The following is a 19,945-nucleotide window of genomic DNA, read 5'->3' as shown; positions in this document are numbered from 1 at the left end:
CCCAGAGAAGGTCAGGTGGTGATGCCGCCGTCCACGCGGAACACCTGTCCGGTCACATAGGACGATCGCGGGGAGGCCAGGAAGGAGACCATGTCCGCGACCTCGTCGGCCGTGCCGAAGCGGCCCAGCAGGGTGCGGCCGAGCAGGTCGGCGGCCACCTTCTCGGGCAGCTCCGTGGTCATGTCGGTCTCGATCAGGCCGGGTGCGACCACGTTCGCGCGGATGCCGTACCGGCCGACCTCGCGGGCCAGCGACTGGGTGAAACCGATGATGCCGGCCTTGGACGCCGCGTAGTTGGTCTGGTTGGCATTGCCGGAAACGCCGGCGACCGACGACATCGTGACGACCGAGCCGGCCTTGCGGCGCATGAGCCGGCGGACCACCGCCCGGCAGACGTGGTAGGTGCCGTCCAGGTTGACCCGCAGCACCGCGTCCCAGTCCTCGTCGGCCATCAACGCCAGCGGGCGGTCCCGGACGATGCCGGCGCTCGTGACCACCACGTGCACCGGGCCGAGCTCCCGCTCGGTGTCCTCCACGAACGCGTGGGCCTGTGCCCGGTCGGACACGTCGGCCCGGCGGGCGAGCACCCGCGCGCCGGTCTCCGCGCACTCCTTGGCGAGCAGCTCCGCCGCCTCCGCGTTGGAGTGGTAGCAGAAGCTGACGTCGAAGCCGTCCCGTGCGAGGCGGCTCACCACGGCGCGGCCGATGCCGCGCGAGCCTCCCGTGACGAGCGCGACCGGACGATCGTTGTCGGACATGACCCAAAGGCTGCCGCCGGGCCCTATACCTTTCCTATAGGTAGGCGAGTCGTCCGCTACGACGCCAGGTCCATCGCGCCGGCGCGGGCCAGCTCGCAGACGAAGAAGCCGTCGCCGGTGTCCCGCACGTGGATGTACGCCACCGACGGGCGCAGGAAGATGCGGGTGATCGCCGCGTCCAGCTCGCCGAACGTGGCCGGACGCTCCTCGGCGATCAGCTCGCGGCCGGCGCCGTACCCGTCGAGGGTCATCGGCAGCCCGGCCAGCTCGGCGGGGATGACCTGTCCGCTGTAGACGGTGCACGCGTTTTCGTGAATCTGCACCGGACTGGGCAGCGGAAAGGACTCGTGCCGGTGGAACGGGTCGTACGTGAACAGGATGCGCCGGTCCGCGCCGACCCGGAACGGGCGCAGGCACACCCGGCACGGGCCGGGCGCGTCGGCGAGGTCGACGTAGGCCGGGTGGCGGTACCCCGGTGCCCGCAGGCTTCCGCGTACCCTCCAGGCGAGCTCTTCGTCGAGCGGAATGACGCGATAAGCGGCCACCAACCTGCTCCTTCGGATTGTCCGGTCATCGGCAGGCTATTCACTGCGGCACGGTCGACACCAGGACACAAGCACCCGGATCGGACTGCATCTAGCACCACCCCGGAGTCGGGCACCTGCGTTACTGACTTTCGACCCGCTGGGCGGCAGGCTTGCTGGCGTGTTCATTCAGCGCGGCGCGCAGGCGCTCGCCGACGTCGGCCACGAGCGCGGGCTCGCACGGCACCAGGTAGAAGTGGTCGCCGGGGAAGACGCGCTGGGCGAACCCGCCGGTGGTCAGCTCGGCCCACGCCGGCAGGGCGCGCACGCCGCAGGCCGGGTCGCGGTCGCCGCCGTACGCCACGACCGTCGCCCGCACCCGACTGTGCGCGAAGCGGTGGGTCTCCAGCAGCCGGTAGTCGTCGCGCAGCGCCGGCAACACGAGCGCCCGCAGGTCGGGGTCGGCGAAGACCAGCGGGTCCGGGTTGCCCAGCCGGGCGACCTCGGCGAGCAGCCCGGCCTCGTCGGCCAGGTGCAGCTCGGTCGGCTCGGCCCGGTGCGGAGCCGGCCGCCCGGAGACGAAGAGCCGCACCGGCGACGTGCCGTGCCGGGTCTCCAGCCGGGTGCCCACCTCGAAGGCGAGCAGCGCGCCCATGCTGTGGCCGAAGAACGCGAGCGGCGCGTCGAGCCGCGCGGTCAGCGACTCGGCCACCTCATCGGCCAGCGCGGCCAGCGAAGCCGGGAACGGGTCACCCAAGCGGTCCTGGCGGCCGGCGTACCGCAGGGCCATCACCTCGACGCCGGGTAGCCCGTCGGCCCAGGTCCGAAAGAACGTGGCCGTGCCGCCCGCGTGCGGAAAGCAGACCAACCGAACGGAAGGAGTCACCAGGGGGCGGAACACCCGGTACAGCGGGTCACTCACCTTATTGCCTCCGTAACAGAACGTTTACCGCTCATTCTTGTGCGCCTTTATGGGAATCCCATAAAAGCACGGGCGAACACTTTCCGCAAACGGCGGGTTAATACGTCGCGCCGCATGCCGGTACGCTGTCACGCGTGCCGGCTTTCGTGCGCTCCCAGGTAGCCGTGATACGTCGTGTGTGCGACCTCGCTGAAATGGCGCTGACTACCGTTGGGTACGCAAATCCGACAGATATTCGCATTCACCGAACGTGTCGGTTGTCGGACCGTATTTCTCACACCACGAGGCGCTCCATTCGGTCAATTCGGACATGGTACCGCAGAACTATGGACGGATTTGCCGGTCAAACAACCCTATTGCCACCGCACTCAGAGTACCGTTGCGTGTCGGTCGTGTTACCTCAAGCTTTTGGCGGATCCGTTGACACCCCACTCTGCGCACACCTAGATTCATTCGCGAGTGCAGCACATACCGGGGTCACAGGAGTTCCGTGATATCGCGAGTCGTCATTCTATGCGGGTTTGTCGTTTCGACAGATGTCATCGGATATTCAAGCTGACCTGCCATCCCGGAGCCCAGGCGCGTCGAAGCGCCCGCTCCAGCACGGCATCAGTTCCCCTCGGCGCGAAACGATGCTCCAATGTGGAGGGAGGCCAGATGGAGCTCCGTATTCTCGGGCCGGTCGAGATATGGACCGACGACAACAGAAACTCGCTGGACGGGTCGAAGCAGCGCACGGTGCTGGCGGCACTGCTGCTGGCCCGCGAGCGGATGATCGCCGACCACCAGCTCAGCGCGCTGCTGTGGGGCGCCGACCCGCCCGCCACGATGAACGCGCAGATCTACACGTACATCTCGCGGCTGCGCAAGCTGCTGCAGGAGGACGCGACCATCGTCCGCCAGCGGCCCGGCTACCTGATGCGCATCGGCACGGCCCGCTTCGACTTCGCCGACTTCGAGCGCCTCTCCCAGCTCGGCCGGGCCGCGCTGCGCGAGCGCCGGTACGAGGACGCGGCGCGCCACTTCCGGGCCGGGCTGACGCTATGGCGCGGCCCGGCGTTGACCGACGTGACCGAGTTCCTCGCCGACGTCGAGCTGCCCCGCCTCGAAGAGGCCCGGATGGCGGCCCTGGAGAGCCGCATCGAGGCGGACCTCGCGCTGCGCCGGCACGCCCAACTGGTGGCCGAGCTGACCGGGCTGGTGGCCGCGTACCCGCTCGCCGAGCGGCTGCGCGCCCAGCTCATGATCGCCCTGTTCCGCTCCGACCGGCAGGCCGACGCGCTCGCCGTCTACCAGTCCGGCCGCCGCATCCTCGCCGAGGAACTGGGCGTCGACCCCGGTCCCGCGCTGAGCAAGGCGCACATGGAGGTGCTGGTCGGCGAGGTCCCCCCGGCGCCGACCACGCGCCCCGCCGCGATCACCGCCGGCCAGTGGACCCGGCCGCGGCCGGCGATGCTGCCGGCCGACATCGCCGACTTCACCGGCCGCGAGGCCGAGGTCGAGCAGCTGCGCGGGCTGCTCGGCGGCGCACGCCCCGACGGTGCCGGCCGGCCCGCCGTGGCCGTCGTCCACGGCATGCCCGGCGTCGGCAAGAGCGCGCTCGCCGTGCACGCGCTGCACGGCCGCACCGGCGACTTCCCCGACGGCCAGCTCTACGCCGACCTGGGCGGGTCGGCCGGGCACCGGACCGAACCCGCCGACGTGCTCGCCGGCTTCCTCACGGCGCTCGGCGTCTCGCGCGACGCGATCCCGGCCGACGAGGCGGGCCGCGTCCAGCTCTACCGCAGCCAGCTCGCCCGCCGGCGCGTACTCGTGCTGTTGGACAACGCCACCGACGACCGCCAGGTGCGGGCGTTGCTGCCGGGCGGCGCGGGCTGCGCGGTCGTGGTCACCAGCCGGGCCCGGCTGGCGACGCTGGCCGGGGTCCGCCCGGTGCCGCTCGCGCCGCTCCCGGCCCCGGCCGCGGAGCGGCTGGTGCGCGGCGCCGTCCAGGCCGAGCGGGTGGCCAGCCAGGGCTGCGCCCTGCACCGGATCGTCCAGCTCTGCGGCGGGCTGCCGCTCGCCCTGCGCGCCGCCGCGGCCCGGCTCGCCGGCCGCCCGCACTGGCCGCTGGCCCGGCTGGCCGACCGGCTGGGCGACGACCGCCGCGCCCTCGACGAGCTGCGGGTCGGCGAGATCGACGTACGCGGGAGCCTGGAGACCAGCTACCGCTCGCTGACCGGCAACGCCCGGACCGCGCTGCGCCGGCTCGCCCTCCTCGACGTGGACGCCGTGCCCGCCTGGGCGTCCGCGGCCGTGCTCGGCGTCTGCGAGGACCGCGGCGAGGACGTGACCGCGGAACTGGTCGAGGCCAACCTCCTCGAGGTCGCCACCGCCGACGGCCACGGCGGGCCGCGCTACCGCTTCCACCCGCTCGTCCGCCGGCTCGCCCGGGAGATGGCGCTGGCCGACGACCCGCAGGTCGACCGCGCGGCGGCGGTCGACCGCGCCCTCGGCGCCTGGCTGTGGCTGGCCGGCGAGGCCGACCGCCGGCTGCCCGACCGGGAGGCCCTCATCGACCGGCGGCCCCGGCTGGCGGCCGGCGACACTCCGCGCTGGCGGCTCGGCGCCCGGCTCGCCGCGGCGGTCGCCGCGGTGCCGCTGGCCTGGTTCGCCACGGAGAGCACCACGTTGCGGGCCCTCGTCCAGCAGGCGGCCGCGGACGACCGGCCCCACGCGGCCTGGGAGATCGCCCACGCGGCCGCCAACTACTTCGAGCTCAGCGGCCGGTACGAGGAGTGGCACGGCACCCACCAGCGGGCGCTGACCGCGGTGCGGGCCGGCGGCGATGAGTTCGGCGAGGCGGTGATGCTGCTCGGGCTGGCCCGGCTCTCCGCCGCCCTCGACGACGTGGGCGCCCGCCTGACGTACGCCGACCGGGCGGCCCGGCTCTTCCAGGCCACCGGCGACGCCGCCCGCGCGGCCGAGGCGCTCGCGCACGCCGGCGGCGCGTACCGGCTGACCGGGCACCACGACCGCGCGCTGCCGCCGCTGCGACGCGCGCTGGAGCTGGCCGAGGCCGCGGGCGACCCGGGCGCCACCGCCGCCGCCCTCCAAGGCACCGGCGACCTGCTGCTCGACCAGGACGACCGGCCGACCGCGGCCCAGGAGTACGAGCACGCCCTGGACCTGTGGCGCGGGCTGGGCGACCGGCGCCGCACCGCGGGGGTGCTACGCCGGCTCGGCGCCGTCGACCGGGAGCGCGGGCGGTTCGAGGACGCCGCCGCCCGCCTCGGCGAAAGCGCGCAGATCGCACGGGACATGGGCGACCGGACGCTGGAGTGCTTCGTCCTGGTCGGCCAGGGCCAGCTCGCCCAGTCCACCGGCCGCGCCGACGCCGCCCGCCAGGCGTACACCCAGGCGATCCGGGGCTTCGACGCCGTCGGGCTGCCCCGGCGCTCCGGCCACGCGGCCGCGCTGCACGGCCTCGGCGAGTTGGCGCTCGCCGAGGGCCGCGTCGCCGCCGCCGTCCAGATGCTCGCCGACGCGGCCGACGTGTGGCGCTGCCTGTCGATGCCGCTGCACCGCGCGCGAACGCTGGCGGCGCTGGGCGACGCCCAGGTGGCGCGCGGCCACTTCGAGGACGCCGTGGCAACCTGGCAAACCGTCAGCGACCTCCGCGAACGCGCCGTCCCCCAAAACACCCCCACCCCATAACCCGCCCTCGGGCCCGCGCGCCGCGCGGCCCGTGCGCGGCGCGTCGATCAAGGGCTTTGCCGCCGATCAAGGGCAAAGGGTCGTGCTTTGATCTCCGATCCACGACCGTTTGCCCTTGATCGACGCGGAAATCCTTGATCGACGCGCCGCGCACGCGACGGGCGCAGCGCGCACGGGCACGGGCACGGCGCGCACGGGCACGGCGCGCACGGGCACGGCGCGCACGGGCACGGGCACGGGCACCAGGGCGGGTTAGCTGTCGCGGGCGAATGCCTGGCGGGGGCGGGGCGTTGCGTCGCCGCGCGGAAGAGCCCCTGCTCCGCCAGCTCGGTCAGCGCGTCCGTCAGCGCCGCCACGTCCGCGTCGGTGTGCGCGGCCGTCAGCTGTACGCGTACGCCGACGTCGGCCCGGGGCACCAGCGGGTACGGCGCGAGCGTCACGTAGATGCCCCGGTGCCACAGGGCGTCGGCCACGCCCAACAGGTCCTCGCCGGCCGCGATCGGCAGCTCCACGATCGGGGTGCCGGTGGTGTTCGGTGTGGACAGTCCCAGCTCGTGCACCCGGTCGAGCACCCGGCCGGTCAGGTCGTACAGGCGGGCGCGGAGGGCGTCGCCGCGGGCCTCGTTGACGGCCAGGCCGGCGAGCACGGTGGCCAGCGAGGCGGTCGGTGACGGTCCACTGTAGAGGTACGGCGGGGCGGCCACCTTCAGGCCGTTCTTCGCCGCGGTGGGCAGCGCGATGAACGCGAGCAGCGACGAGTACGCCTTGGACAGCCCGCCGACGAGGACCACGTGCTCGTAGCCGGCGTCGAAGTGGCGGACCACCGCGTTGCCCCGCGCGCCGTACGGGGTGGCCTCGTCGGGGCGGCGCTCGCCGAGTACGCCGAACCCGTGCGCGTCGTCGACGTACAGCAGCGCGCCGTACTCCTCGCAGAGCCGGACGTGCGCGGGCAGGTCGGGTGGGTTGCCGGTCATGCTGTTGACACCGTCCAGGCAGACCAGCCGCGGTCCCGCGCCAGCCGCCTTGCGCAGCAGGTCCTCGAGCTGGTCCAGCCGCCCGCTGCGGAAACGGTGGACGGTCGCGCCCAGGCCGCGCGCGTACCGGCAGGCGTCGTAGATCGTGCGGTGCGCGGTGTGTTCCAGCAGCACGGTGCCGGTGCCGGCGAGCAGCGGCACGACCGCCATGTGGATCAGTGTGACGGTGGGCAGCACCAGGGTGTCCGGCGAGCCGAGCAGCTCGGTCAGCCGTTCCTCGATCTCGGGGTAGAGCCGCGGGCTGCCGAGCAGCCGGGACCAGCTCGGGTGGGTGCCCCAGCGGGCCACCGCGCCGCCGATCGCCGCCGCGATCTCGGGGTCGAGGTCGAAGCCCAGGTAGTTGCACGACGCGAAGTCGACGAGCCAGTCGTCGCCGACGCGGATCCGCCGGCCGTCCACCTCGTCGATGACCGCGTCGAACATCGGGCTGCCCGCGCGCAGCCGTTCCAGCTCGGCCCAGCGGCCGTCCTGGCCGATCCGCGCCGCGACCGTGGAGCTGCTCATGCCGCCCTCCCGCCAAAAACCGCGGAACATTCGCGCTGCGCGCTCATGCCACCCTCCGCCAAAAACCGCGGAACATTCGCGCTGCGCGCTCATGCCGCGACCTGACGGGCGCCGACCAGCCAGTCCATGACCTGCGGCAGGGCCAGCGGCCGGCAGAAGAGGTAGCCCTGGCCGTACGGGCAGCTCACCTCGGCGAGCGCGTCGCGGTCGGCGGTGTGCTCGATGCCCTCGGCGATGACGGTCAGGTCGAGCGTGCTCGCCAGTCGCATGATGCCCTCGACCAGGGCACGCTGCTGATGGTGGGCGGCGATCGAGTCGATGAACGACTTTTCGATCTTGAGGATGTCGGCCGGCACCTGCCGCAGATAGCTGAGCGAGGAGTAGCCGGTACCGAAGTCGTCGATCGCGACGCGTACCCCGATGTCGCGGAGCGTCGCCAGGTCCTGCCGGACCTGTTCGTCGTCGCGCAACAGCAGGCTTTCGGTGATCTCCAGGACCAACCGGTCCGGCGGCAGGCCGGCGGCGGTGAGGTGGCGCCGCACGGACGCCACGAAGCCCGCGTCGCGGAACTGCCGCGCGGACACGTTGACGCTGACATACGGCGCGGCGTCCGCGGGCAGCGTCCGCCACCAGGCCGCGGCGTCGCGCAGCGCCTGCGCGAGGACCCAGTTTCCAATGGGTACGATCAGGCCGCTCTCCTCCGCCACGGCGATGAAGTGGTCCGGGGTGAGGACGCCCCGCTCCGGGTGGTTCCAGCGGACCAGCGCCTCCAGGCCGGCCGCGCGGCCCGTGTCGAGCGCCACGATCGGTTGGTAGTGCACCACGAACGACTCGCGCGCCACCGCCTTGTCCAGCTCGGCGCGCAGCTCAAGCCGTTCCAGGAAGGTGTTGTGCAGCGCGGCCTGGTAGCGCCGCCACTGGCCCTTGCCCTCGCCCTTCGCGACGTAGAGGGCGAGGTCGGCCTGGCGCAGCAGGTCTTCCCCGTCGTGCGCGTCGGCGGTGGTGGCGACGCCGACGCTGGCCGCGCCGTTCACGATGCTGGCGCCGACGACGTGCGGCTCCGCGAACGCGGCCACCACCCGCGCCGCCACCAGCTCCACCTCGCGGGGGTCGTGCGCGTCCTCGACCAGCGCGGCGAACTCGTCTCCGCCCAACCGGGCCGCGGTGTCCCCGGCGCGCAGCGCACCGGCCAGCCGCTTGGAGACCGCGATCAGCAGTTCGTCGCCCGCCGCGTGGCCCATCGTGTCGTTGACGACCTTGAAGTCATCCAGGTCGATGAAGAGGACGCCGACCATGGTGCCGTTGCGCGCGCCACGGGCCAGCGCCTGCTGGACGCGGTCCTGGAAGAGCACCCGGTTGGCCAGCCCGGTCAGCGAGTCGTGGAACGCCCGGTGCGTCAGCTCACGCTCCAGGCGGCGCCGCTCGGTGACGTTCCGCAGCGTGATCACCAGGCCGGCCACGGTCGGATCGGCGCGCAGGTCGCGGCAGGACGCCTCGACGTCGACCTGGACGCCGTCGCCGTTCACCACGACCCAGTCGTCCTGGGTGGTGCGGCGGTCGCCGGTGCGGATCACGTCGAGCACCCGCCGCGCGACCCGCCGGTGCCGCGGGTCGATGATGTCGTACACCGGGACGCCGACCAGGCCGTCCGCGCCGAACATCGGCACCGCCGACGGGCTCGCGTACTGGATCCGGTCGTTCGCGTCGACGATCAGGATGACGTCCGTGCTGTTGTGCACCAGCGTGCGGAAGTACTCCTCGCTGCGCCGCTGGGTGACCTCCCAGGTGAGCGCGATCCGCTCCAGCGCCAGCGCCGCCTGCGACGCCAGCACCACCATCGCCTCCTGGAGCGTGGCCAGGGCCGCCTCCTCGGCGGCGATGTAGAGCGTGCCGATGTGCGGGTCGCCGGACGCCCGGTTGGCCACGACGAGCCGGCACTTCGCGACGACCTCGATGCCGCCGAGCTGCGCCGCCACCTCCGGTTCGAGCATCGACGTGTAGACGAACCTGGTCCGTGGCACGTCCGGATCCGGCGGCGCATCGCTGGGACTGTCGAGGGCCAGGACCACGCGGTGCTCCGTACCCGGTGGCAGGAGGCGCGCGACGGCCGCGCGCACCGCGGAGGTCACGTCGTCGACCTCGCTGGCGGACACCAGCGCCGCGCCGGCCTCGCGCAGCCCGCGCTCGCGCGACACGGCGGCGCGGTAGACGTTCACGGCGCCGTAGAGCCGGGCGAGCACGAGCAGGAACATCACCGCGGCGACGAGCGCCCCGGTGCGCGTCGGCTCGATGATCAGAACGATCGGCGGGACCAGCGCGGACAGGGTGAGCAGGGCGACCCGCCGGACGTTGAACCCCGGGCGCGCGGGCGCCCGCGGGTCGGTGATCGCGACCATCGACGGGTGCAGCGCGACCAGGCCCATCGCCGCGTAGAAGACGATCCACCCGAGGTCGATCGGCCCGCCCATCAGCCATTGCGCGCCGAGGCCGAGCCGGGAGAAGCCGTACAGCACGTCGGCCACGAGCAGGCCGAACCAGCCGATCGTCAGCAACAGCACCGCCGGGCTGCGGCGCAGCGCGATCACCAGCCTTGCCACAATCGCCAACACGAGTACGTCGTACAGCGGGTACGCGATGGAGATGCCCTTCTCCACCGGAGTGAGGTCGTCGGCGTGCACGTACGGGTCGACCAGGAACATCCAGGTCAACAGGCCGAATCCCACCGTCAGGGCGAGCGCGTCGAGCAGGCTTTCCCGGTCCCGGGCGGCGGCGCCGGACCGCGCCAGGCCGATCAGCCCGGCGGCGGCGAGCGGAAAGAACAGCGCCAGGTAGACGACGTCGGCCAGCGACGGGAACGGCGCGTCCTGCCCCAGCACGTCGGTGAGCACCAGGTACGTGGTGTCGCCCAGCGCGAACGCGAGGACCGCCCCGGCCAGCAGCAGCCAGGGCAACCGGCGGCGCGGGCGGTTTCGGGTGGTGCCGATCGCGACGGTGGCCGCACTGGCCGCGCCGATGGCCGTCCAGGTCACGATGTGCCAGGAAGGGAACGCGTAGTACACCGCGGTTAGAACCGCCATCAACAGTGCAAAAACCGCGATCATCCGACGGCTCGTCACGACCCTCCTCCCGGCAGTGTTCCGGGGGTACCCGTAGGTTAGCCCGCAAATGATCGTCCGGTAGTGGTACGAGAACCTTGTGGACCTTCTAGTCACCACGATCGCCGAGCGTCCCGATTTGGCGCCCCGGCTGGCCGATTTCCCGGACACGTGGCCGACGTTTCTGCACCACCACCTGCTGTCGGCCCTGTTCTACCACTCAGCGACGGCGGATTTTGCCGACTTCTGTCTCGTCGCGGTAGATCGTGATCTGCCCGATATGCCGGTAGCGGTGGCGTACAGCGTTCCGGTCAGCTGGGCCGCCGCCGAACTTCCACCGGAGGGCCACGACGCGGTGATCCTGCGGGCGACCGAGGATCGCCTGATCGGCCGCCCCGGCCGCGTCGTCGCGGCCATCGAGGTCACCGTCCAGGTGGCGTGGCAAGGCCGGGGCGTCTCCCGGATCATGCTGGAGTCGTTGCGCGTCAACGCCGCCCGCCACGGGTACGCCGACCTCGTCGTACCGGTCCGGCCGACACTCAAACACGAGGACCCGCACGCCTCGCTCGCGGAGTACGCCGCCCGGGTACGCCCGGACGGGCTGCCGGTCGACCCGTGGCTGCGCACCCACGTACGCGCCGGCGGCGAGATCGTGGGCCTCGCCCCGTGCTCGATGACGCTGGCCGCCCCACTGGCCGCCTGGCGCGAATGGACCGGGCTGCCGTTCGCCGCGACCGGCCCGGTACTGGTCCCCGAGGCGCTGGTCCCGGTCCACTGCGACGTCACCCACGACCACGCCGTCTACGTGGAGCCGAACGTCTGGGTGCGGCACCGCGTCGGCTGACGGGTTCACGACAAGGATCCCCCGCACCCAACCGGCGAGTCCGGGCGTGTTGTCTGCGCGGTTCACGGGGAGCCGCACCAACACGAGGGGAACCAAAGGCATGTACAGAAACCTGCGCTGGCTGGTGGCCGCGCTCGCCGGCACGGTCGCACTGGGGCTGGGCGTGGCGCCCGCGGCGGCGGCGACGTCGTCCGGCACCGCCGATCGCGTGCGGCATGGGAACGCGTCGGCCACGTTCGAGCGGCTGATCCTGGCGCCCACCGCGCGCGGATACGAGGGCACGCTGCCCGTCACCATCCACAATGGTGGGACCGAGGCCAGCTACTTCCGGCTGCTCTTCCGCGAGCCGGTGGCCGGATCGTTCAAGCAGACCACGCCGCAGCAGTTCTGCCAGACCGTGGTCGGTGACACCGGCGACCGCAGCACGTACGAGTGCTTCCTCGACCGGATCGCGCCCGGCGGCGACCTCACCGTCCACTTCACGTTCCGCGCCCTCACGGCGACCAAGCCGTACCCGATGCGGGCGGACGGCGGCCGGATCGCCATCTCGGACAGCACGTCCCTCGACGCGCCGCGCAGCACGTACAGGGGGTTCACCACGCTCTTCCGGTCCACCCGCGGGGCGCTCCACCCGGCACGGACCTACCAGCAGGACCAGCACGCCGACGCCCGGCTGACCGTGGCCGGCGAGGTACGGCTGACCCGCCAGCCCAACGGCTGGTACACCGGGACGCTGCCGGTGACGGTCCGGCACGGCACCGACGCCGCGCACTGGGGCCTGCGGGTCGGCGTGACCGTGACCGACGACCGGGCGACACTCGTCGGCACCGAACCGTCCGAGGTGCCCTGCTACTACACGTGCGACGCCCCCGGTGACCTCTTCATGGAGGGCGAGGAGCGCTCCTTCGACCTGCTCTTCGAGGCCCCGCCGGACGCGGTGCCGGGCACCGTCGAAGCCACCGCCACCCTGACGACGTACTGGCGCTACGACGAGGTGACCGAGCGCACCCCGGCCGACAACACCGCAACCTTCCGCGTGACAATCGCTCCGTAACCCCGCAAGGGCATCCCTGCCGCTACTCGCCGCTGCCCGCCGATCAAGGGCACCCTCGCCGCGATGCCCGCCGATCAAGGCCGTGCTCGCCGCGATGCCCGCCGATCAAGGGCATCCTCGCCGATCAAGGGCGCGCTCAGCGCGATGCTCGCCGATCAAGGGCGTACTCAGCGCGATGCTCGCCGATCAAGGGCATCCTCGCCGATCAAGGGCAGATGGTCGTGGTTTGATCTCGGATCCACGACCATCTGCCCTTGATCGGCGTACAAATCCTTGATCGACGGGCGGCGGGCGGCGCCCTCTCGACCCGCCGACGGGGATCGGGACGCCTGGGGACCTGGGACCGTCCCGGCCCGCCGATCAAGGAATTCTGCGTCGATCAAGGGCATATGGTCGTGGTTTGGAGATCAATGCACGACCATATGCCCTTGATCGACGCGCCAGGCCGGGCGCGCGCCCGGCGCGAGACCGGGGACGCGGACAGCGCCAGGCCGGGCGCGGGCACGGCGCCAGGGCGGGAGGCGGGCACGGCGCGAGACCGGGGACGCGGACAGCGCCAGGGCGGGGCGGGCACGGCGCGAGGGCGGGGCGGGGGGGCTAGCTGGTGTGGGTGGCGGCGAGGCGCTCGAACGGGGGTGGACCGTCGTGCGGCTTCGGCGGGGCGGCTAGGTGGCGGACGCGGAGTTCGTCCATGAGTTCCTCGATGAACGCCGGACCTTCATCGCGCATGAGCTGCTGCCGGCTCCGGAGCTCGGCGCTGCCGGGGCGCCAGTCGAGGCCCCAGTTGCCGAGCGCGTAGATGATCGGAAGAGTCTGGATGCCAGCTTCGGTGAGGCTGTAGCGAGCGCGCTGCCCCGGGCGGCGGCGCCGCGGGTGAGGATTCCGGCGTCGACGAGGCGCACGAGGCGGTCGGCGAGGATGTTCGAAGCGATGCCCTCGATCGACCCGGTGAGCAGCGCCCGGAAGTAGCGGCGGTCGCCGAAGATGACATCGCGAAGCACGAGGAGCGACCAGCGATCTCCGAGCACCTCGACGGCGGCGTTGATCGGACACCCGGACCGTGGTTCCACGCTTCCTCCTTGACAGGTATTTCGCCCTCACTATAGTAGTTGCAGAACGCAATCACTTGGGGGTGGGAAGAGGATGGGCCGCTTCATTTATTCGATGAACGTGTCCCTCGACCTGCGGATCGAGCAAGTTCCTGGGGACAACGGCGCCGGCGAGTGGCTGCGCATCGACGAGGAGCTGCACCGCGAGGCCAACGCGCAGACGCGGGCGCTCGCGCTCATGGTCCATGGCCGGGTCTTCTACGAGACGATGGAGGAGTTCTGGCCACGGGCGGGCGAGGACGCGTCGCTGCCGGACTACATGCATGAGTACGGCGAGATCTGGACCGCCAAGCCCAAGGTGCTCGTCTCCCGCACCCGCCACGCCGCCGATCACAACACCCGGATCATCGGCGGAGACGACGCGATCGAGCAACTCGCCGCCCTGCGGGCCGGGACCGACGGCAGCATCAGTGTGGGCGCCGCGGCGCTCGCGACGCAGCTGCTCCGGGCGGGGCTGCTCGACGAGCTGATGCTCTGGACCCACCCGGCGATCCTCGGCTTCGGCAGGCCGCTGTTCGACGACTACGACGTGCCGATCGACCTCGACCTGCTCGAGCAGCGATCGTTCAAGCAGGGCGTCACGATGCACCGTTACGCCGTCCGGGATGCGAAGGAGGCGGGCTCGTGCTGAGGCAGGTCGCGGAGGGTGTGCTGGTCCACCAGAGCGAGTTACTCCAGAACAACACCGTCGTCGTGCGAGGCCGGGCCGGCGTCTTGCTCATCGACCCCGGAATAACGGGCGACGAAATGGCCTGCCTCGCGAACGACCTGTCCGATTCGGGCCAGACCGTCGTGGCAGGCTTCTCGACGCATCCTGATTGGGATCACGTGCTCTGGCACGCCAAACTCGGCGAAGCGCCGCGTTACGGTACGGCCCGCTGCGCGGCTGATATGCGAGATCTGCTGTCGAACGCGGACTGGAAGGCCCTCGCCGCCGAGGGGTTGCCCCCGGAGATCGCTGAGGAGATACCGCTGGACCTATTCGGCCTCATTGCCGGGCTGCCCGCCGAAGCTACGCAGATTCCCTGGGATGGCCCTAAGGTCCGGATCATCGAGCATCAGGCGCATGCCCACGGCCATGCGGCGCTATTGATCGAGGAACGCAGGGTTCTCGTCGGCGGCGACATGCTTTCTGATGTCTTGATTCCGATGCTCGATTTGAGCGCCGCTGACCCGATCGAGGACTACCTCGCCGCGCTGCGGCTGCTCGACGGCGTGGCAGACGACGTCGATGTCTTCATCCCGGGTCACGGGTCCGCCGGCGGAGCCGATCAGCTACGCGCACAGATCGACCAGGATCGGGCGTACGTGCAGGCCCTGCGCGACGGCGCTGCTCCCGATGACCCGAGGATCGGCCCATCGGCCAAGGACGGCTGGGAGTGGGTAAGCGATGTGCACAACGGGCAAGCGCAGCGCCTCGCCCAAAGGGGCTAGCGGGAGCCGGCGCGTACCCGGTTGGTTTCGTAGGCCCATATGGCGATCTCGACGCGGTTTCGGACGCCGAGCTTGGCCATGAGGCTGGCGATGTGGGTCTTGACGGTGCTCAGCGTGATGTAGAGCTCGTCGGCGATCTCGCTGTTCGTACGCCCGCGCGCCACGGCCGCCAGCACCTGCTCCTCCCGCTCGGTGAGCACCTCGGTGGGTTGGGCGGGCGGGGCGGCGGGGCCGGTGCTGGCGAACGCGGTCAGCAGGCGCGCGGTGATGCTCGGGGCGATGAGCGCGTCTCCACTGGCGGCGGCGTGTACGGCCTGGGCCAGCAGGGCGGGGCCGGCATCCTTGAGGAGGAAGCCGCGGGCGCCGGCGCGCAGCGCGGCGTACACGTAGTCGTCGAGGTCGAAGGTGGTGATGACGACGACCGCGAGCGGATCCGCGACGGTGGGGCCGGCGAGCATGCGGGTGGCCTCGATGCCGTCCACGCCGGGCATGCGGATGTCCAGGAGGCAGACGTCGGGGCGCAGGCGCTGGGCGAGTTCGACGGCGCGCTGCCCGTTGGCGGCCTCGGCGACGACCTGGATGTCCGGCTGGGCGTTCAGGATCATGGTGAGCCCGGTGCGGACGATCTCCTGGTCGTCGGCGACGAGCACCCGGACACTCACGTCGCCGCGCCGGTGCGGGGCAGGGTGGCGGTGACGGTCCAGCCGCGGTCGGGGTTGGGGCCGGCCTCGAAGGTGCCGCCGAGCAGGTCGGTGCGCTCGCTCATGCCGACCAGGCCGTAGCCGGCCAACGCCGCGGGGCGTACGGCGCTGGCGTCGCCGTCGTCGCTGACCCGCAGGTGCACCGAGGTGTCGTCGGCGGCGACCAGCACCTCGATGCGGGTCGCGTGCCGGGCGTGCCGCCGGGCGTTGGTGACGGACTCCTGGGCGAGGCGGTAGATCGCGGCGCCCACCGGCGGCGGTACGTCGTCGACGTCGCCGAGGATCGCCACGTCGACGGGGAGGCCGGAGCGCGAGGCGAGCCGCGCCAGGTCGGCGATCCGCGGGGCGGGCGTCCGGTCGGCCGGCTCGTCGCGGCGCAGGACGCGGACCATGGCGCGCATCTCGGCGAGGGCCCGGGTGGCCTCGGCCTCGATGAGGCGCAGCGTCGGGAGAGCGGCGTCCGGCTGGGCGATGCCGGCCTGGGCGCGGATCGCGATCGCGGACACGTGGTGGGCGACGGTGTCGTGCAGGTCGCGCGCCAACCGCTCGCGTTCGAGCAGCTTGACCTGGTCGAGCTCCCGCGAGCGCAGCACGGTCCGGTAGCGCACCGCCGCGCCGAGCGCGCTGGCCGCGAAGAGGACGATCACGCCGGCGGCCGTCTCACCGAGCGTGAGGTGACCGAGGAGCGCGGAGACGACCAGCTTGGCCAGCATGATCGCCGCGCCGCCCACCCACTCGCGCCCGGAGCCCCACCGGAACAGCGCGTACGGCAGCAGCGCGACGTACGCCATCGCGTTCAGGCCCGGCTGGTCTCCGCCGGCCAGGAACGGGGCCACCCCGCAGGCGCCGAACGCGATCGCGACCATCAGCAGCGGGTGGGTCCGGCGCCACAGCAGCGTCGGCACCAGCCCGACGGTGAGGATCACCGCGATGGCCCGCGCCGGCACGTCGGGCCGCAGGAAGCCCTCCAGCAGCGCGGCCGGCACGAGGACCGCCACCAGGGCCCAGTCGCGCCACACCCGCGACGGCGGGTGTGGGGGACGCGGCTCGTCCCACACGGCGCGCAGACGTTCATGCACGCACCGATGGTACGACGCTTACGTGGCGCGGTGGGCGGCCAACAAGATCATCCCGGTATATCCCCAGTCCGGCAGGGCCGGGTCGGCGTCGATGCGGCGGACCGCGAGCCCGGTGACGTGTGGTGCGAACACCTCGGCCACCGCGTCCGAGTCCACGGGCACGCCCGGCCACGACCGGCCGCCGTTGATGGAGTACCGGCCCATGTTCTCCATGAACGCCGCGACCAGCTGCCCGCCGGGGCGCACACAGTGGATGAACGCCCGGCACAGCGCGCCGAACTCGGCCCGGTCCTCGGTGACGCTCTCGGCGACGAAGTTCATCGACGCGAGGCCGTACCGCCCGGCGGGCAGTGTCGCGGCGTCGGCGCGCGTCACGCGTACCCGGGAGAGGGCGTCGGCCAGCGCCGGCGGCAGCGCCGGATTGCGCAGCCGGCACCGCGCGTAGAACGGGTCCCAACTGGAGTCCGGGCCGGCGCGGAGCTGGCCGCGCAGGTAGGCGACGCCGGCGGCGCTGCGCTCGACGGCGTGCACGAGCCGGCTCGCGGCGGCGGCCAGCGCGAGCGGGTACAGGTTGGGTCCGGCGCCGAACTCCACCGAACGGTCCACAGTGTCCGGTCCGAGGCGCGCGTAGACCGCGCTGTGGTGGTCGATCACCGCCTCGTCGGCGCGGTGCAGCACGCGGTAGTTCTCCGCGAGGTAGTCCGCGACCGGCCAGGCGTCCCAGTCGACGTCAGCGTTCCGGCGCACACCACAGATGTTAGGCCGTGTCCGCCGGTCGGCGCCCGCGCACGATGGTGGCGCGGACACGGCTGAAGCCAGCTCAGAACGGATACTTGGGTGGCTGGCTGCGCACGGTGACCCAGCGGGTCTCGGTGAACGCGTCGACGTTGGCCTCGGCGCCGCCGAACCGGGCGCCGGTGCCGGAGGCGAGCACCCCGCCGAACGGGGCGTTCGCCTCGTCGCTGACCGTCTGGTCGTTGATGTGCACGATGCCGGTCGGGATCCGGTCGGCCAGTTCCAGGCCCTTCAACACGTCGCGGGTCACGATGCCCAGCGACAGGCCGTACTCCGAGCCGGCGGCGAGCCGGACCACCTCGTCCACTGTGGAGAAGCGGAGCACCGGCGCCACCGGGCCAAAGATCTCTTCGGTGTACGCCGGCGCGCCCGGCGGCACGTCGGCCAGCACGGTCGCCCGGTAGAACAGCCGGTCGTGGTCGCCACCGGCGGCCACCCGCGCCCCGGCGTCCACACTGGACGTCACCAGCCCGTGCACCTTGTCCCGCTGGCCGGCGTCGATCAGCGGGCCGAGCGCCACCTCCTCGCGGGCCGGGTCGCCGACCGGCAGCGCCGCCGCCTTGGCCGCGAGCCGCTCGACGAAGTCGTCGTACAGCCGTTCGTGTACGAGGTGGCGGCCGGTGGTCATGCAGATCTGGCCCTGGTGGAAGAACGTGCCGAACGCCGCGAGGCCGGCCGCCTCGTCCACGTCGGCGTCGTCCAGGACGACGAGCGCCGAGTTGCCGCCCAGTTCCAGGTGGGCGCGCTTGAGGTGCCGGCCGGCGAGCTCGCCGACCCGGCGGCCGGCGGCGGTCGAGCCGGTGAACGAGATGACCCGGACCAGCGGGTGCGTCACCATCGCCTCGCCGACGTCGGCACCGCCGGGGAGCATCTGCAGCACGCCCGGTGGCAGGCCGGCCTCCTCGAAGACGCGGGCCAGCACCACGCCGCCGGTCACCGCGGTGCGCGGGTCGGGCTTGAGGATGACCGCGTTGCCGAGCGCGAGTGCCGGCGCGACCGAGCGGATGCCCAGGATGATGGGCACGTTGAACGGCGAGATGACGCCGACGACGCCGGCCGGTACCCGGCGGGCCATCGAGAGCCGGGGCTCCTCTGTGGACAGCAGTTGGCCGTACGGGCGGCTGGGCAGGGCCGCCGCCTCGTAGCACTCCTGCTCGGCGACGTGCAGCGCGAACCCGGCCATCGCCGGGACGGCGCCCACCTCGCGGACGTTCCACCAGGAGATCTCCTCGGCGTGCTCGGACCAGAGTTGGGCCGCGCGGCGCAGCACGGCGGCCCGCCGCGGGTGCGGGGTCGCGGCCCACTCCCGCTGGGCCTGCGCCGCGCTCTCCGCGGCCGTCGCGAGATCGTCGGCCGTCGCGAGGCCGACCTGCCCGAGTACGGCGTCGGTCGCCGGCTCGCGCACGTTGAGCCAGCCGCCGGAGCCTGTCGTCCAGGCCCCGCCGAGGAAGATCCGGTTACGCCAGGTGGCTTCTTCGAGGAACACGCGCTGACCGTACGGCGGCCTTTCCACATAATCAACCTGGCGTTTCATATATTCGAACGGCTCAAATGCTTGAACGGAATCCTAGGCTCGTCGAGATGTCGGCGACCGCGTGCCGGAGCGGGCCCTCCAGCCGGCTCACCACCGACTCGACCGAGGCGTTCCAGACGGTCAGGTGCACGGCGATGTTGACCGCCGCGACCACCTTGCCGGACCGGTCCCGCACGGGCGCGGCCACCGAGCGCAGGCCGGCGGCGAGCTCCTCGTCGTTGACCGCGATCCCGGTGTGGCGCACCCGGGCGAGCGCGGCCATGAGCTGCTCCCGGGCGGTGATGGTCTTGGGCCCGCGGCGGGCGAAGTCGGTGCGGTCCAGCAGCGCCCGCAGCGCCACCGCCTCCTGGTACGCCAGGAGCACCTTCCCCATCGAGGTGCAGTACGCCGGCAGCCGCGAGCCGACGTGCAGGTTGAGCCCCATCGCGAAGTTGTTGGCCCGACCGCTGCGCCGGCGGTCGACGTACACGATGTCGGGGCCGTCGAGGACCGCCATGCTGACCGTGTAGCCGGTCTCGTCGGACAGCTCCTGCAGGTGCCGCCCGGCGACCCGGGTGATCTCCATCGAGTTGATCGCGGCGAAGCCCAGGTCGACGACCCGCGGGCCGAGCGAGTACTTCTTCGTGTCCGGATCCTGCTGCAGGTAGCCGAGCTTGGCCAGGGTGGCCACGTACCGGTACGTGGTGCTCTTGTTCAGCTCGACCGAGCGGGCCAGATCGGCGATGCCCAGCAGCGGCCGGGTCTCACTGAACGACGACAGGATCTGCAGGCCGCGTTCGAGGGACTGGGAAAAGGCTGGCTGGGTCACGGCCGCATGATACCGCCAAGTGTTTCAGATACTCGAACGCAGTGTTGACTTGCG

At 72.2% G+C, this 19,945-nt stretch carries 16 protein-coding genes; 5 read left to right on the top strand and 11 right to left on the bottom strand.

Going from position 1 to position 19,945, the window contains the following annotated elements:
* Positions 1-11: 11 nt before the first annotated feature.
* The 3 genes from fabG to Prum_RS37160 form a co-directional block, all read right to left on the bottom strand.
* On the bottom strand, positions 12-758 hold the full coding sequence (gene fabG, locus Prum_RS37170) for a 3-oxoacyl-[acyl-carrier-protein] reductase (protein WP_173081243.1): 747 nt from the start codon (positions 756-758) through the stop codon (positions 12-14).
* Positions 759-814: 56 nt separating this feature from the next.
* Positions 815-1,303 carry a DUF1203 domain-containing protein gene (locus Prum_RS37165; RefSeq protein WP_173081241.1) on the bottom strand — a complete coding sequence of 163 codons (489 nt, stop codon included), beginning with the start codon at positions 1,301-1,303 and terminating at the stop codon, positions 815-817.
* A gap of 121 nt (positions 1,304-1,424) precedes the next feature.
* A complete protein-coding gene (locus Prum_RS37160; protein ID WP_246278346.1) occupies positions 1,425-2,204 on the bottom strand; it encodes a thioesterase II family protein in 780 nt (259 codons plus the stop codon).
* Positions 2,205-2,861: 657 nt separating this feature from the next.
* On the opposite strand from Prum_RS37160, the gene Prum_RS37155 reads away from it, so the two are divergent.
* On the top strand, positions 2,862-5,900 hold the full coding sequence (locus tag Prum_RS37155) for an AfsR/SARP family transcriptional regulator (RefSeq protein ID WP_173081239.1): 3,039 nt from the start codon (positions 2,862-2,864) through the stop codon (positions 5,898-5,900).
* Between the two features lie 47 nt (positions 5,901-5,947).
* On the opposite strand, the gene Prum_RS37150 is transcribed toward Prum_RS37155, so the two are convergent.
* Both Prum_RS37150 and Prum_RS37145 read right to left on the bottom strand, forming a co-directional pair.
* Positions 5,948-7,438: an aminotransferase class I/II-fold pyridoxal phosphate-dependent enzyme gene (locus Prum_RS37150; protein ID WP_218577551.1), complete on the bottom strand. Its 1,491-nt coding sequence runs from the start codon at positions 7,436-7,438 to the stop codon at positions 5,948-5,950.
* A gap of 89 nt (positions 7,439-7,527) precedes the next feature.
* Entirely contained in the window at positions 7,528-10,539 is a 3,012-nt protein-coding gene (locus Prum_RS37145; RefSeq protein WP_173081237.1) for a putative bifunctional diguanylate cyclase/phosphodiesterase, read from the bottom strand.
* Positions 10,540-10,633: 94 nt separating this feature from the next.
* Between Prum_RS37145 and Prum_RS37140 the strand changes: the two genes are divergently transcribed.
* The gene (locus Prum_RS37140; protein WP_173081235.1) at positions 10,634-11,377 is read left to right on the top strand and encodes an N-acetyltransferase; all 744 of its coding nucleotides are present in this window, start codon (positions 10,634-10,636) and stop codon (positions 11,375-11,377) included.
* A gap of 100 nt (positions 11,378-11,477) precedes the next feature.
* On the top strand, positions 11,478-12,431 hold the full coding sequence (locus Prum_RS37135; RefSeq protein WP_173081233.1) for a hypothetical protein: 954 nt from the start codon (positions 11,478-11,480) through the stop codon (positions 12,429-12,431).
* Positions 12,432-13,096: 665 nt separating this feature from the next.
* Here the strand turns inward: Prum_RS37135 and Prum_RS37130 are convergent.
* Positions 13,097-13,501 carry a winged helix-turn-helix transcriptional regulator gene (locus tag Prum_RS37130; RefSeq protein ID WP_218577550.1) on the bottom strand — a complete coding sequence of 135 codons (405 nt, stop codon included), beginning with the start codon at positions 13,499-13,501 and terminating at the stop codon, positions 13,097-13,099.
* Between the two features lie 94 nt (positions 13,502-13,595).
* Here Prum_RS37130 and Prum_RS37125 point away from each other — a divergent pair, with 94 nt between their 5' ends.
* Positions 13,596-14,171, top strand: a complete 576-nt coding sequence (locus tag Prum_RS37125; RefSeq protein WP_246278345.1) for a dihydrofolate reductase family protein — start codon at positions 13,596-13,598, stop codon at positions 14,169-14,171.
* Entirely contained in the window at positions 14,165-14,974 is an 810-nt protein-coding gene (locus Prum_RS37120) for an MBL fold metallo-hydrolase (protein WP_173081229.1), read from the top strand. Before Prum_RS37125 ends, Prum_RS37120 begins: the two co-directional genes overlap by 7 nt.
* Here the strand turns inward: Prum_RS37120 and Prum_RS37115 are convergent.
* The 5 genes from Prum_RS37115 to Prum_RS37095 all read right to left on the bottom strand — a co-directional run bounded on the left by Prum_RS37115 (position 14,971) and on the right by Prum_RS37095 (position 19,891).
* Positions 14,971-15,636, bottom strand: coding sequence for a response regulator (locus Prum_RS37115; RefSeq protein ID WP_173081227.1), 666 nt, complete (start codon positions 15,634-15,636; stop codon positions 14,971-14,973). The genes Prum_RS37120 and Prum_RS37115 overlap by 4 nt on opposite strands.
* Positions 15,633-16,754 (bottom strand): sensor histidine kinase, encoded by a 1,122-nt coding sequence (locus Prum_RS37110; RefSeq protein WP_173081225.1) that lies wholly within the window; start codon positions 16,752-16,754, stop codon positions 15,633-15,635. The genes Prum_RS37115 and Prum_RS37110 overlap by 4 nt, the downstream gene beginning before the upstream one ends.
* A gap of 18 nt (positions 16,755-16,772) precedes the next feature.
* On the bottom strand, positions 16,773-17,501 hold the full coding sequence (locus Prum_RS37105) for a class I SAM-dependent methyltransferase (protein WP_173081223.1): 729 nt from the start codon (positions 17,499-17,501) through the stop codon (positions 16,773-16,775).
* Positions 17,502-17,574: 73 nt separating this feature from the next.
* Complete coding sequence (locus tag Prum_RS37100; RefSeq protein ID WP_246278344.1) at positions 17,575-19,035, bottom strand: benzaldehyde dehydrogenase; 1,461 nt, start codon at positions 19,033-19,035, stop codon at positions 17,575-17,577.
* 61 nt (positions 19,036-19,096) lie between these two features.
* Positions 19,097-19,891: an IclR family transcriptional regulator gene (locus Prum_RS37095; RefSeq protein WP_173081220.1), complete on the bottom strand. Its 795-nt coding sequence runs from the start codon at positions 19,889-19,891 to the stop codon at positions 19,097-19,099.
* Between the last annotated feature and the right edge of the window lie 54 nt (positions 19,892-19,945).

The sequence above is a fragment of the Phytohabitans rumicis genome (assembly GCF_011764445.1).
Lineage (GTDB): Bacteria > Actinomycetota > Actinomycetes > Mycobacteriales > Micromonosporaceae > Phytohabitans > Phytohabitans rumicis.
This window is presented reverse-complemented; position numbering and strand designations above follow the sequence as displayed.